This window comes from Victivallis vadensis (assembly GCF_003096415.1).
In the GTDB taxonomy this organism is placed as follows: Bacteria; Verrucomicrobiota; Lentisphaeria; order Victivallales; family Victivallaceae; genus Victivallis; species Victivallis vadensis.
In genome coordinates this window covers 25176-37968 of sequence record NZ_QEKH01000040.1, presented here as the reverse complement: position 1 = coordinate 37968, position 12793 = coordinate 25176, and the positions used below count along the sequence as shown (strand labels likewise).

The window sequence follows — 12793 nt, the reverse complement described above, 5'->3', positions numbered from 1 at the left end:
TCGACTACTGTAAGACTTCCGTCTTATCAAAGTCATTTTCAGGTTTACATCGCACTATTCAATTTTCAATCAACTCTCAACCAGCACGCAGCGCCAGTTTCATAATATATCACGCTTTCAGCAACTTGTCAAGCCGAAGTTTTAAGATTTTTAAAACTTTATTTCAACCACCGTTCCGTCACCATCAGCCGTCGCACTCCGTAACTCGTTGCGCAACAGATCCTTAATGTAGCACGGTTTCCAAAACTTGCAAGCCCGATTTTGAAAAATATTCCAAAATCTCAGCCGAAGCAATATCCAATTTTTTTCATCAGCAGCGCTCCCTCTAGCAAGAGGCGCAACAGGGTTTTAAAATATCATCAATTCCAGGTTTTGCAAATCAAAAGCAAAACTTTTTTCAAAATTATTCGCAGAGCCTGAACGCTGAATATTTAAACAACCGTCACGATTAACGCGCAACAGAATTATAAAATATCATACTTTTGAAAGTTGTCAAGGCCGTTTTGTGCGTTTTTCATGAATTTTGAGCATGATTTTCCCTGCAAACGGACCTTTTTCACAAAAACTGACCCATAGAAGGCGTTTCCCGGACAGTTTCCAGCAGGCAATCCCCCATGTATCCGGTTTCACAAATTCAAAATCCGGGAAGCCGTGCTGCCGAAGCAGCACTTCCCATGCCTTGCGGTGATACTCTCCACTTTCGGCCAGAACCGTACCGTCGAGTCCCAGCCCCAGCCATGCGGCTTCCATGCAGAGCAGCTCCAAAGTCTCCCGGTAAGCTCGCTGCAATGCGATCGGAACTTCAGATGTTGCCGGGAAAAATCCCTGCAATACCGCTGCGGCGCGCTCCCGCAGCTTTTTCCCGGCACTCTCCTGCGCCGCCTCCTGAAGCAGCCGATCAAGTTCCTTCGCCCGTTCGGAAGCACTTTGCCATGCCTTCAATTGCTGCAGAGTCACCGTCGCTTCGGGGCGGCGGACATAGTTGTCGATCCGGACCGCAACCGCCTCCTCCCCTTCCCGGCGACGACCGCGCAACACTCCCACCACCTCACCGGAGGCTCCGGTAACCGCTTCGCCGGATTCGCCGGGGCGGATTCGCAACCCGGCAAGGTTGACCTCCTGCAAGGAAATCTTCACCGGCTGATACGAAATGCCTTTATTATATAGGGAAGAACCGGAACTCAATCCGGAGCGCCGCACCGCCGGACCGAACGGTGGCAGTTCCACGGTTTCCAGAATCGCCAGATCGCGGTCCGGGGCCAATTCGACGGAACGGATCGCGTAACCCTTTCCCTCCCCGTCGGTCAGGCGCAGATCGGGATTATCAATCACCACATGGGCGGCGGTCACCACTACCGGCTGCCCCTCCCAGCGCACGGCGCTTCCGGCCCCACGCATCCGGTCACCTGTAATCTCAAAGCTCCACGGCTCGCTTCCGCCAACGATCCAACCGAATCCGACGAGCAATACCGCCGACCACCATTTTCGCATCATTTTCTCCTTGACAAGCATCATGCGTCAAGCTAAAATAATGAGAAAACGGTATTTTTCAACCTGTTCCGGGAGGATTCGCGATGAAACTTTCAGCTGCCGCTTCGGCACGAATAGGCCTGGGCACTTCGATCGGCATGATCCTGCTCTCGGCTTTCCTGCTGTGCGCCGATCCGGCGGGGCCTGCGCTCTGGTTGCTGTTTTCCGCGATTCCGCTTGCCTCGCCGTTACTCATCGGCAACCGCAAACACCGGATTTATGCACTTCTCATCCTGCTTTTCATCGGGCTCTCCTGCGGAACCGCCCTTACCCGGATGAACCGTCAACTCAACCGCACCATCCGGCAACTGATTGAGCTCAGAACAAAGAACGCTCCCGTGGAGTAACGCTTTCATACGTGCCATCCGTGTAAAGAACATTATACATCTGCTTCGGATGGTTGCCGGGCTTGTCCATCAGCAGCGGCAACCGGGAGATTTCCGACAATCTGCCGCCGCCGTAAAAGATATAACCGCACTCCTCCTCGGTCAACTCCGCCTTTTGAGGATGGCGGCGGCTCCCCTGCCACGGGCAGACGTAAATCGCCCGATCCGTCAGGTATTCGCCGCGTATCAGGTAATTCAGCCCGGCGGCTCCATTTTCCGGCGGCAGAAAACCGTTATGATCTCCGGCGTAGAGCTTCAGCGCCGTGTGAATCTGCCGGAGATTGGAACGGCAGGCGATCAGTGCGGCCTTGGGCCGAATCCTGCCGACGGGTTCCGGGATCAGGATCAGAAACAGGACGGATAAACAGAGAATCGAGAAGAACCATCCGGCCTGCCGCAGCCAGAACCGGAACTCCTTCCGGCGAAAAACAGCCCAGACCAACGCTCCCATCATCGCCGCGATGCACCATCCCAGCGCGCACAGCAATCCGCGTTCCTGCCATCTCGCCCAGATGCCGAAAGGCGGCAGGAGTCCGACGCCGACGGTCAACAGGAAAGTCGCAAGTGCGAACCACCATGGACAAGTCGCCAGCCGCCTGAACAATTCCCGCCTCATTCCGCCTGCCTCCGTTTCCGCTCCTCACACTGCACACTTCCATCGGAACGGGTGATACAATACGTGCGCCCCGGATGGCTACCCGGCTTATCCATTACCATCACAACCGGATTATTCGCCATCGGATACATCCCTGATGTTAAATTCTGACGTACCGTCGGAGTAAAAAATATTACACCTCCCTTCCGGATGATTGCCGGGCTTGTCCATCAGCACAATACTTTTTCCCTCCGACTGCCGGCCCCCTCCGCGATAGATATAATCACACGTTTCATCCGTCAGGCTCTCCGGGAAGACCGTTCCGGTTACCGGACAGTTGAAAACGGAAAGATTATCCAGATACCCGCCCTGTACCAGCCGACTCAGCCCTCCGACGCCATCCTCCGGCGGAAGCCAGCCATCATGATCCCACGCATATACCTGCAATGCCGTGTAAATCATTTTCAAGTTCGACATGCACCTTACGTTTTTGGGCCGACAACGGCAATCCGTGTAAAGCGGCGGCAAAAGTATTGCTACTCCTGCAACCAACGCCAGAATTATGACGCACCAGAGAAGCAGACGTTTTTGTTTTTTCACCATCCACCCCGACTCTCAATCTCACCGTTATAGTAAAGTATGTTATATTTCCGCTCCGGGTGGTTGCCGGGTTTATCCATCAGCAGGATTCCTTTCCGGTCGTAGCTTTGCTCACCACCTCCATAGTAGATATAATCACAGTTTTCTTCTGTCAGCTCTTGAAACTCCCCGGCAGACCCTGAGCGGCCGGGACAATGGAATAGTACCGGTTCCGCCAAATATCCTCCCCTCAACAACTCATTCAATCCGGTAGCTCCGTTTCCCGGCGGGAGAAAGTTCTTATTATCGGAAGCATACGCCTGCAATGCATTCCAAATTTGTTGCAGATTGGCACGGCAGGAGATCAAACGTGCTTTTTCAGAAGCAACGCAGGGACCGGACAGGAAGAAACCGAATAAAACCGTCCCAACCACCATACTCACCAAAAAAGCACATCCATGCCGTTCCCAGAAATCCTCTTCTCCGGACCTCCGGCGGCGGAAAGCGGCAACCATTGCCCCGATCAGGCAGAAACAGCCCCAAACCAACGGACTCATCGCCCGGGCCGGAATCACAAGTCTTATCTCATCGTCCGAACCCAATGCTACAATAAGCAACAGAATAAAAAGCCCTACAACCAACTTCCAGCGGAATACACCGAGCCAGTATTTATCTTCCAACCGCAGTTCCTTATTTTCCATCGTCCTCCTCCGTCCGGGTGGAAATATGCCCGCCGACATGCAACCGATGCCGAAACTTCCCGCCGTGGTTTTCCGGTTTGTCGGCAACCAGAATCTCCTCCCGGCTTGATTCGAGTGCGCGCAGGCCGCCGAAATACAGATAGCTGCAATGCTCTTCGGTCAGCTTCCCGGAAGTGAGCTTCTGCCGGGAATCGCCGGGACAGACGTACAGCGAAGCATCCGTCAGGCAGCCCTGCCGGAGCAGCTCATTCAATCCGGCGGCTCCATCCTCCGGCGGAAACCAGCCATCGTTATCCTGCGCATACATCCGCAATGCAAGCCCGAGCTGTTTCAAACCGCCGCAACATGCCGCTCCCGGAGGAAGCGGACGGCGCAAACGTTCCTCCAGCGCCAACTCAGCCGACAGATTCGACACGATCAGCGTCGCCAGAAAACAGAGCAAATAAACCAGATAGGTGCCCCGCTTCCTCCATTCCAGGCAGATTCCGGCCAGCGCCGACAGCGCGCCCAGCAGGCAAGCGCCCCGGACAAACCGGAATGCTTCAAACAAATATCCATACCGCCCCTGCTCCGGCCACCGGATGAACAGCGCGATGATCCCGGCAAAAAGCGGCAGATACCACCAGCGGTATTCGGCGGCGACACGGCAGAATCGACGCAGCTTCCACATGAAAAAGCCCTCCTGCATTCATTATAGAAGCTCAGGAGGGCGGTTTCAAGCCGGAGTTTCAGAAAATGCCTAGTTCCGGCGCATTTTTTCGATATGCCTGCGCATGAACTCCTCTCCGGCCTGAAACGTGCTGCGCGGCACGGAGTGGTCGCTGGCGGGGCTGTTCACGATCTGTTTCATCTCTGCCGGAATCACATTGTATGCGGCGTACACGCTCGAAGGATGACACGACAAATCCACGAATCCGGTCGACAGGAAACAGTCCGCTTTGATCCGGCGCGCGAAATTCACCGCATCCACGTAGTCCGCCACCGGCAACACTTTCGCCTCATCGTAGCCTTTGCCCCAGTGGAACCGGGGCCAGCCGCTTTCGCGCCCGACCGACAGGCCGCCGTGGTCGCACAGCGCCGGGACATACGCGACACAGCATGACACGTCCGGGTCCAGCCCGGCGGCCGCCAGCGCCTGCCCGCCGCCCTGACTGCCCCCGAGTGCGATCAGGGTGCGTCCATCCCACTCCGGCAGCCGCTTCACGAACTGCAGCGCCCGCCAGACCCGCTGGAACATGCCGCGGAAGTAGATTTTTTCCGGATCGTCCATATTCCGGTAGCGGTAGCCGTTCAACTCCCCTTTGTCCAGCGCGTCGTAGAATTCCCGCGGCCGGCCGTTGACCACTCCGTGCGCATTGATTTCAAAGCCGATCATGCCGGCCAGCGCACGGCCGACCGGCCTGCCCGCGCTGTGTACTCCCGCCCCCTGAAACGAAACCACCGCCGGAAGCGTTTTCGCCTCGGCCGCGTAGGGCAGCGCAAGATAGCCGCGCACCGGAGCGCCGCTCCCGGAACAGTTCAATTCGACATCGAAGAGCTTTATTTTCGCCGCCTGCCCGGCATCCGCGAGCGGAACCGGCGTCAGTTTCACCCGCAGCGGCTCCTGGTCCACCTCCTGCTTCGCCTTCGCCCAGTAAGCGTCGAAATCGGGCGGTTCGGGCCGGGCGGGCATGATTTTCCGTGGATCGAAACCGGCTCCGCCCGAACCTTCCACCTTCTCCTTTCCCGTGCCGGTCGCCGCGGCAAGCCGGATGAAACCGGGACGGTTCAGCCCGGTTTTCACCTCCGCCGCGCCGTCCGGCCCGGTCCGCAACGTTCCTTTACCCTTGATGGAATCGTCGCCGTACAGGTAGTAGCGCACCTCCCGGTCCGCGACCGGTTTTCCTTCTTCCGAAGTCAGCTTCAGGGTGAAAACCGCCTGTTCGCCGGGGCGATACAGCGCCTCCGGCCGGTCGGGTGCCACGGTCAGGCGCTCCGCCGCCGCTCCGCCCGCCAACAGCAGAACGGAAAGAAAAGCCGTCAATTTCATTGTTCACAACTCCTTTTATGATATTCCGAATCTTCCATTACTGTTCCGGCGCGGCGGCCACCAGCGAGGCGGCGTCGATCTTCGTCGCATACCCCTTCTCCATCTTCAGCACGAACCAGGTGCAGAAGAGCAGCAGGAAGTTCGTGACGATATTGCCGAGTGCGAACAGCACCACGTACAGCTCGTTTTCCAGCCTGACCGCCACAAGGAACTGCGCGATCACCAGCCCGATCGTCAACAGGAACTTCGAGCCGAACACCATCATCATCCCGTGGTGCGGGATCCCGTTCACCGGCAGTTCCCCCGCCTTCGCCCGCCCGACATCCCGCCGGATGCCCCGCACCATCCTGAACCAGATCACCGCCACCACCAGCGACAGCGGCAGCACCGCGATCAGGAACCACCGGACCGCCCCGTACATGCCGTGCCACGCCAGCGGCGCCAGCATTACCGCCACCAGCAGCAGCGAGCCGAACATCACGCCGTCCATCATCAGCAGTGCGATATTCAACCATTTGCTCTGGTAGCCGGTCGTCGCGACCACGGCCACCTTTTCGTAGCCCTCCTTGTTCCACGAAGCGGGCGGATGAAAATGGGCGTCGCCGCCGAGCTGGTTCCAGCGCCGGTAGGCCCACGCAATCAACACGAAGTTGATCAGGCTGGCCAGCGACGACCACACGAAATAGAACCGGTAACAGTACCCGGCTCCGGCCGCGATGCCGCCACCGTGCCAGCAGTTCGCGAAAATCACCTGAATCAGGTCGTAGAAGCCCCCGACCACCATGCCGGCCGCGATCGTGCAGGCGGAGCGGATCATCCCCTGCGCCGCTCCGAACTGGCCGTACCGCGAATGCGGAAACAGCCGCATCTGCATCGGCATCGCGCACGCCGCCGACAGCGCGTTCATGAATGCGTACAGCAGCTGCGCCGCCAGCGAGAGCCAGAAGAAAATCCGCCCCGGCAGGTCGATGAAGAGCCAGACCCAGTTCATCATCGGCCCGGTCAGCGAAAAGATCACCACATAGGTGTACACCCGCAGCGGATGCCAGCGGTCCACGAAGATCGCCGCGAAGTAGGTTGCGATGAAGGCCGCCACCGCCAGAATCGCGTTGTACTTGCCGATCTGTTCGAGGTCCATTTTCATTTCGAGCAGGAAGAACACCTGAAAGCCCCACGCCACCCCGGCGAAGGCCAGCACGCCGCCGCTGGCGAAGATCAGCTGGTAGAGCCGTTCGTGGAACGACTCCCGGAAAAACTCCCGCGTCGCCTGCCAGCGGCTGACCTTTCTGGTCTGGCTCTCGTCCAGCGGCGGATACTTTCCCTCCTTGACCATCGACAGCAGCAGCAGGAAACCGACCGTGTACAGGATCGCCGAACCCGCGAAAATCTCATGGGAATGGCTTTCGGCGTAGCGGAACAGGAAATAGTTGTAGAACGCCCCCGCCGCCGTGCCGACCATCCGGAACGCCCCCGCGAAACGGGCCAGGTGGGTCGGCGGCACCACATCGTTGAACAGCGCCCAGAAGCCCGTGTTCAGAAACTGGTTGAAGAATTGGAAGATCAGCATGAAAATACCGATCATCCCGATCGCGACCGTGGCCGGGGCATACGCCTCCAGCCCGGGAACCGTCATGCGCAGCCATTCCGCGATCTCCCGGCTCCAGCCCAGCAGGAACAGACTGACGGTCAGGAACGGCATGCTCGCGGCGATGAACGGGATACGCCGTCCCCAGCGGGTGCGGCAGCGGTCGCTCTTCACGCTGACATACGGCGCGACGGTCATGCTCATGAAGTTCGGAATCGTCGAAATGATCATTCCCATGATCCAGTTCGGGCAGGAAAGCCCTTTCAGGGTCAGCGGAATGATGCTCGGCACCACCGTCTCCATCAGCGTATAGCAGAAATCCCCCCACAGCAGCCAGATGAACAGTGAAACCAACCCGATTTTCGTATAGGTCAAAGTTCCGCAGTGATAAAGTTCCCTTTTTTCTTCTCCGACGGTACTCGCTTCCGGCATTTCGATGATCCCCCTGTTCGATCCATTCTGACACAGTCACATTGCAATTATACAATATTTCCAATTGAAAAGCAAGAGCGGCAACCAAATTTTTCCCGATTTTTTCTTTTCAGAACGAATTCGGAACAATCTTGAAACCGCCGCTTGACAAAGTCAGTATCCCGGATTATGGTATTTTCATCGAACCTTCAACCACGGGTGACATCGTTATGAAGCTGGACAAGAATCTTGAGATCCGCAACCTCCTGCTCGACAAGATCGAACGCGGCGAATGGCGTCCCGGCGCCAAGCTTCCCGGAGCGCGCCAGCTGGCCGGTGAAGTCGGCTGCTGCTTCACACACCTGCAATCCGTGTTGGAGAGCCTGGTGCAGCAGGGAATTCTGCTCAGCGTCCCGCGCAGCGGCACCTACGTGCGGGAAAATTGGGAGAAACGGCTCCTGCAGGGGACCTTGCGGCTTCACCGGGCCGCGCCGGAGGACTGTACCCGACAGGTCTACAGCGCCCCGATCAGCCAGGAACACCCCGAACTGCGGCTGACCTGGAAATTCGACCGGGCCGTCTATGAGATTCAGGTCTCCCACTATCTGCTCGGCCACCACTCGCAATATCTGGACCTCGGGCCGATCTTCCGGAAACTCTACCCGGACCCCTCCGCCTTTTTTCCGGCTCCGTTCCGGCAATTTCTGGTCAACGGCAAACTCTGCGGCATTCCGCTGCTGTTCTCGCCGCGCATCATCGCTTATAACCGCGAACTCTTCAAGCAGTGCGGCGTGGAGCTGCCGCGCCCCGGCTGGAGCTGGGAGGAGTTCATCGCCTGCATCCGGCAACTGCGTTCCAAACTGCCCGCCGAACGGGTTTTCCCGTTCAATCACGCGCTGTATGAATTTTATCCGATCGCGGCCCGCTTCGGCGGCCGCATCATCGAACCGGATCAGCCGGACCCCGTCCGGATCGACGCACCCGAGATGCTGCGCGGGCTTGACCACTACCTGATGCTGCGGGACCTGCTCGGTCCCGAAGAAGGGCCGGTCAACTACACGGATGTCGCGCTGCGGATCACCACCCGCGAGCAGTTGGCCCACGAACTGACCCGCGAAAACTTCGCCCGCATCGGCGGCGTGGAGCTGCCGATGCCCGACAACGGCTGCGACGTGAACGTCCAGGCGGCGGAGTTACTCTGCGTCCGCAACGAATGCGCCGACCTTGCGCAGGCTGAACGACTGATCGAATTCCTGCTCTCCGAACCCATGCAGGACCGTATCGGCCAGAGCCGGTACGGAATCCCGGTCCGGCGCAGTTCCGCCGCCTTCAGCATGAATCCCTACGAGTCCACCGACGCCCTCTTTCTTCAGGAGATGGAGAAGCCCGCCGCCGGCTACAACCTTTTCACCCCGGAATTCTACACCATCGTCGACCGCTCCTGCAATCTGTTCAACCGTCAATCCCGCGAAGAAGCCGTCCGCACCGTGCGCGAACTCGGCGCGACGCTGCGTTTCCTGACCCGCATCGGCGAATGACCTCCGTGTCCGTCCGTATTCGCCCGAACATAAAATATCAGGCTCCGCAGCGGGACGATCCTGCTGCGGAGCCTGTATATCGCCATCTCTCCCGCCCGACTGCCGCCGTGCGGAAGATTTCACGGGTCACTCCTGACCGTGCTTGCCCAGATAATCGGCGACGCCGACCGCGGTCGGCTTGAGTCCTTCCGCGCCTTCCTTCCAGTTGGCCGGACAGACTTCACCGTACTTTTCGGTGAACTGCAACGACTTCAGCACCCGAAGCACTTCCTCGACGTTGCGGCCCAGCGGCAGGTCGTTGACCGTCTCGTGGCGGACGACTCCCTCCCGGTCGATCACGAAAAGACCGCGCAGCGCCACGCTGTTGTTCAGCAGGATTCCATAGTTGCGGCTGATCTCTTTGGTGAAGTCGGAAACCATCGGGTAACGCAATTTCCCGATCCCGCCTTTGCTGCGCTCGATCTGTTTCCACGCATAGTGGCTGTATTCGGAGTCCACCGAAACCGAAACCAGTTCCGCATTCAGCGCCTTGAACTTCTCGATCGCATTGTCGAAAGCGACCAGCTCCGTCGGACAGACGAACGTGAAGTCCATCGGGTAAAAGAACAGCACGACATATTTGCCGCGCAGGTTTGACAGGGTGAACGGTTCGATCAGGTTTTCCGGCGTGACCGCGTTTGCAGTGAAATCCGGCGCCATTTGTGCTACCAGTGACATGATTGCTTCTCCTTCCGTGTTGCATGCCGGAGGCTACTCCCTCCTCCGGCATTGGTGTCTATATCATTATAATAGATATCGTTTTCAGATATTTTCAAGAACCGGAGAAAATAAAAATGAATCTCCGCAACACCGGAACTCATGCCGCAGATATGTTATTTTACGGTAACGACCGCGTTGCAGACGCCGATTCTTTTTCCGTCGGCGTTCCGGAGTTCCGCCAGCAGCGGGCACGGGTATTCCGGCAAATAGAGCGGGCTCTCTTTCGGAAGCCGCACGCGGAAGGTCAGGTCGCTGACCGCTTTTCCAGCCGGAACCTCCTGTTCCGCCGGCGTCACAGTCCAGTCGCCGAATGCGCGCAAACATACCTTGCTTCCGGCCGGAGCATCCGCGACGCGCACCGTCACGGTCAATTCCGAGCCTTTCTCCACCAGCAGCGTCCACGGGTCATACGGAGCATGGCCGGCATCGCCGACCGCTTCGACCGTAAGTCCGAGCATCGGCAGCGGCTTCTTCCAGGCGTAGAGCACTCCGGCGGTCCGCAGCGACGGCAGCTCAAATTCATAGAAATCGTCTTTCAACTGTTTCACTTTGTCGAACACGCGGAAATTCGTCCCTTCCGCATCCGCCCAGTAGAACGCTTTGTAACCGTCGCCCGGCATCCGGAGTTTCGCAGTGAATCCGGGCAGCGGCTCCCGGACGGTATTGGCGAACACCACGGCGGTGTTGCCGTCGTCGTCAACCATCGGAGCTTCGATGCGCAGCTCCGGCAGCGCCGGAACCGTGACCGCCTGCGGTTCCACTCCCGCCGAGCCGAGCAGTTCCCGCAGCCAGTCGCCGACCAGATGGGCGGGGCCTTCGGCGCGCATGCAGCCGAGACGGGTATTGATCCAGAACGCCGTTCCCCTGCCGAAGCGGTTGCGGGTCAACATCGGGACTTTGAGGCTGTTCGCGACATCGTCGGCGTTCAGCAGTTCGGCAGTCGTGACGCTGCCGGTGATCTTGCCGTCGCAGCGCAGCACATTGCCTTTGCCGTCGCAGATCCAGAGATCGTCGGGAGAGACGTCGATCCCCTTGTAGACCTTGCCCATGCGGATGCCGAGCAGCTTTTCGAGACTGCGGATTTCGCGGTGGCGGTCGTCGAAAAAGCCGCACTGCCCGTCGGCCAGCAGCACGCCGCCGGCAGCGACGAAACGCTCGATCGCCCCGGCCTCCGCCGCAGTCAGGTGGTCCGCACCGACCAGCACCAGCGCGGCATATTTTTTCAGATAGGCGTCATTGAGTTTGTTGTAAGGCAGCACGTCGACCCGGTAACCGGCTTCGCGCAAATGGGTGTAGACGTTGAGCCGGTTGTTCTGCGAATAGTCCCAGCGGCTCGCGCCGGCCGGTTCCGAGAGCAGTACGTCGCGAGTCGGGATCAGCATCGCGACCGCTCCCTGCGTATACGGCCGCGACTGCGCCCAGAATTGTTCGGTGCGGTGAATCATCGCTCCCAGCCGGGCCGCGTAATAGAGCTTGCCCCGCCGCACGCCGTCGCTTGCACGGGTGAATCCGAACGTCGCCCAGTCTCCTTTCGCTCCTTTTTTGCCGAGCGTAAAGAAGTCGAAACCCTTCACGCCGTTGCCGAGCACCCGCCAGAAGGATTCGGCGAACTGCCAGTCCGGGCCGGTGTGGTTGTTGGTCTCCGCCGCGAACACGCCCCAGTTCCAGCGCCGGTCCTCCGGATCGGCCGGATTCAGGATGCAGTTGTAGAAGTAGTTGTATTCATAGCAGTTGCGGTCGGTATTGCCATACATGTCGATACCGTACCATCCCTTGGAATACTCGCGGGTCTTGTCGGCCAGCATCTCATGGTTGTTCAGCCGCAGCTTGTAGACCGCCGGCATCTCCAGCGTGCACTGAGTCCCCTTGAACACCACCCGGCGGCGCCCCTTGTCGGCTTCGGAAACGTTTTTGAAACGGGCCGCCATAAAATCGGTGTAGCTCTCCTCCTGGAACCGCCGCCAGTCGAGCCACGCCCCCGGCCGCCTGGAAGCCTCCTCCGCCACCGGCGCTTCAAAATCCTCGAACCGCCTGTAATCGCTTCCCCAGACCCGGTTGAATTCGTCCAGGTCGTTGTTGTAGAGTTTCTTCGCATACTTGACGAAACCGGCCTTCGCCTCCGGCGAATAGTCCATCGGCAGCTCCCATTCGTTGTCAAGATGCCACATGAACACGCGGTCGCCGTTGACTTCGAGCACCTTCTCCACGCTGAACCGCTCGCAGTCGAGGATATATTTTCCGGTATTCGGATCGTGCAGATTCAGGTTGTGCATCTTGTGCGGTTTGCCGTCCGGGCCCTGCGAATTTTTGAGCGTGCCGTAGTTTCTGGTCCAGCGGCTGCCTGCGACGGTATGGGCGGCCCAGAGGCTCACGAACACCGGCGCCCGGTCCGACACCTTCTTGTGATAGGTGCACTCCTTGCCGGTGCGGAATTCAAGACACTGGTGGCCGCCGCCGTCGGTGAACGTGTAGCCCAGCCGGGGCAGCAGGTCCATTTCGTCGTTCCGCAGAATGCTCAGCGGGAAGAAGTTCCGGCCCGGCTGCATTTCGCCGTCCAGCTCCAGCGTATAGGCGTTCGATTTCTGCAGCGGATCATCCGCCGCCCCCGCGCCGATTGCGGCGAGGAGCGCCAATCCCAGAGAGAGTTTGAAAAGTTTGTTCATTCCGTCACCTTCCGTTA

At 58.7% G+C, this 12793-nt stretch carries 11 protein-coding genes; 2 read left to right on the top strand and 9 right to left on the bottom strand.

The genetic code is table 11. The annotated features are described in order from the left end of the window. Positions 1-492: 492 nt before the first annotated feature. Positions 493-1494: a serine protease family protein gene (locus C8D82_RS18025; protein WP_133245281.1), complete on the bottom strand. Its 1002-nt coding sequence runs from the start codon at positions 1492-1494 to the stop codon at positions 493-495. Between the two features lie 80 nt (positions 1495-1574). On the opposite strand from C8D82_RS18025, the gene C8D82_RS18020 reads away from it, so the two are divergent. After that, positions 1575-1877 (top strand): hypothetical protein, encoded by a 303-nt coding sequence (locus C8D82_RS18020; RefSeq protein ID WP_116885683.1) that lies wholly within the window; start codon positions 1575-1577, stop codon positions 1875-1877. On the opposite strand, the gene C8D82_RS18015 is transcribed toward C8D82_RS18020, so the two are convergent. The 6 genes from C8D82_RS18015 to C8D82_RS17990 all read right to left on the bottom strand — a co-directional run bounded on the left by C8D82_RS18015 (position 1849) and on the right by C8D82_RS17990 (position 7837). After that, positions 1849-2532, bottom strand: coding sequence for a hypothetical protein (locus C8D82_RS18015; protein WP_116885682.1), 684 nt, complete (start codon positions 2530-2532; stop codon positions 1849-1851). The two genes, C8D82_RS18020 and C8D82_RS18015, sit on opposite strands and share 29 nt — an antisense overlap. 111 nt (positions 2533-2643) lie before the next feature. Further along, positions 2644-3114 carry a hypothetical protein gene (locus tag C8D82_RS18010; RefSeq protein ID WP_133245280.1) on the bottom strand — a complete coding sequence of 157 codons (471 nt, stop codon included), beginning with the start codon at positions 3112-3114 and terminating at the stop codon, positions 2644-2646. Further along, positions 3108-3791, bottom strand: coding sequence for a DUF1559 domain-containing protein (locus tag C8D82_RS18005; RefSeq protein WP_116885680.1), 684 nt, complete (start codon positions 3789-3791; stop codon positions 3108-3110). The genes C8D82_RS18010 and C8D82_RS18005 overlap by 7 nt, the downstream gene beginning before the upstream one ends. Further along, positions 3781-4461, bottom strand: coding sequence for a hypothetical protein (locus tag C8D82_RS18000; protein ID WP_116885679.1), 681 nt, complete (start codon positions 4459-4461; stop codon positions 3781-3783). The genes C8D82_RS18005 and C8D82_RS18000 overlap by 11 nt, the downstream gene beginning before the upstream one ends. 69 nt (positions 4462-4530) lie before the next feature. Beyond that, the gene (locus C8D82_RS17995; RefSeq protein WP_116885678.1) at positions 4531-5820 is read right to left on the bottom strand and encodes an acetylxylan esterase; all 1290 of its coding nucleotides are present in this window, start codon (positions 5818-5820) and stop codon (positions 4531-4533) included. A gap of 37 nt (positions 5821-5857) precedes the next feature. Continuing rightward, positions 5858-7837, bottom strand: a complete 1980-nt coding sequence (locus C8D82_RS17990) for an MFS transporter (protein ID WP_116885677.1) — start codon at positions 7835-7837, stop codon at positions 5858-5860. A 209-nt stretch (positions 7838-8046) separates the two neighbouring features. Between C8D82_RS17990 and C8D82_RS17985 the strand changes: the two genes are divergently transcribed. Then, positions 8047-9354 carry an extracellular solute-binding protein gene (locus C8D82_RS17985; protein ID WP_133245279.1) on the top strand — a complete coding sequence of 436 codons (1308 nt, stop codon included), beginning with the start codon at positions 8047-8049 and terminating at the stop codon, positions 9352-9354. 126 nt (positions 9355-9480) lie between these two features. Here the strand turns inward: C8D82_RS17985 and C8D82_RS17980 are convergent, their stop codons facing one another. Next, a complete protein-coding gene (locus tag C8D82_RS17980; RefSeq protein WP_165833179.1) occupies positions 9481-10071 on the bottom strand; it encodes a peroxiredoxin in 591 nt (196 codons plus the stop codon). Positions 10072-10226: 155 nt separating this feature from the next. Next, positions 10227-12776, bottom strand: a complete 2550-nt coding sequence (locus tag C8D82_RS17975) for a beta-galactosidase (protein ID WP_165833178.1) — start codon at positions 12774-12776, stop codon at positions 10227-10229. Positions 12777-12793: the final 17 nt, after the last annotated feature.